This window comes from Gordonia sp. NPDC057258 (genome assembly GCF_042668985.1).
GTDB lineage: Bacteria > Actinomycetota > Actinomycetes > Mycobacteriales > Mycobacteriaceae > Gordonia > Gordonia hongkongensis.
Genome location: NZ_JBHUXZ010000080.1, coordinates 1 through 1,632, shown reverse-complemented (window position 1 = coordinate 1,632; position 1,632 = coordinate 1). Strand labels below are relative to the sequence as shown.

General features: G+C 55.3%; 2 rRNA genes. Both read right to left on the bottom strand.

Features of this window, described 5'->3' with window-relative positions:
* Positions 1 to 844 (bottom strand): 23S ribosomal RNA (locus ACFUEJ_RS24160); the annotation flags it as partial.
* Positions 845 to 1,257: 413 nt separating this feature from the next.
* Positions 1,258 to 1,632: ribosomal RNA gene (locus ACFUEJ_RS24155) — 16S ribosomal RNA — on the bottom strand; the annotation flags it as partial.

Below are 1,632 nucleotides of genomic sequence, written 5' to 3'. Positions count from 1 at the left end.
CAACTGAAGTGGGTTCGGGCCTCCACGACGTCTTACCGACGCTTCACCCTGGCCATGGGTAGATCACTCCGCTTCGGGTCTAGACCCGGCGACTCTATCGCCCTATTCAGACTCGCTTTCGCTACGGCTACCCCACACGGGTTAACCTCGCCACCGAGCACTAACTCGCAGGCTCATTCTTCAAAAGGCACGCCATCACCCGCCCCGAAGGCACAGGCTTTGACGGATTGTAAGCGTCCGGTTTCAGGTACTATTTCACTCCCCTCCCGGGGTACTTTTCACCTTTCCCTCACGGTACTAGTCCGCTATCGGTCACCAGGAAGTATTCAGGCTTACCGGGTGGTCCCGGCAGATTCACAGCAGATTCCACGAGCCCGCTGCTACTTGGGGACACCGTCACGCAAGACCATGTGTTTTCAGCTACCGGACTCTCACCGACTACGGCAGACCATTCCAGGCCACTTCACCTAACACACGATTTTCTCACTCACGCTTCCACAGGCAGATGGAAGAAGACGAACCCCACAACCCCACACACACAACCCCTACCCGGTATCACATGCGCATGGTTTAGCCTCCTCCGCTTTCGCTCGCCACTACTCACGGAATCACAATTGTTTTCTCTTCCTATGGGTACTGAGATGTTTCACTTCCCCACGTTCCCCCCACACAGCCTATACATTCAGCTGGTGGTAACACGACATCACTCGTGCTGGGTTTCCCCATTCGGACACCCTCGGATCACAGCTCGTTTGACAACTCCCCGAGGACTATCGCGGCCTACCACGTCCTTCATCGGCTCCTGGTACCAAGGCATCCACCGAACGCCCTTACACACTTACAACAACACCTACAAACAACCCCCCAACAAGAGGATCGAATGTAGACATCACAAAACACTACATATCTGCTAAATCACAGACCAACGCATAACGTTGATATGAAATAAAGATGCTCGCATCCACTATGCACTTCTCAAACAACACACACCATCCCACCTCCCACACCTCCGCACCCCATCACAGGACACCTCAACAGCATGATCAGCCGAACAGCTAGGTCAGAGACAACACGCGTGTGTTCTCTCAGAACCCCGATAGCGTGACAATGAACCCGCCAGCCCTCACGGACCCGCGGTAACCCCCGATCCTTCTACCGGTGTAGAAGGAGTGGGCCTGTCTGATGTTTCACCCTCGAACACACACCCACCGCACAGACATACGCCGGCAGAAATGGGTGATGTTGTGTGCTCCTTAGAAAGGAGGTGATCCAGCCGCACCTTCCGGTACGGCTACCTTGTTACGACTTCGTCCCAATCGCCGATCCCACCTTCGACAGCTCCCTCCCACAAGGGGTTAGGCCACCGGCTTCGGGTGTTACCGACTTTCATGACGTGACGGGCGGTGTGTACAAGGCCCGGGAACGTATTCACCGCAGCGTTGCTGATCTGCGATTACTAGCGACTCCGACTTCATGGGGTCGAGTTGCAGACCCCAATCCGAACTGAGACTGGCTTTAAGGGATTCGCTCCACCTCACGGTATCGCAGCCCTCTGTACCAGCCATTGTAGCATGTGTGAAGCCCTGGACATAAGGGGCATGATGACTTGACGTCATCCCCACCTTCCTCCGA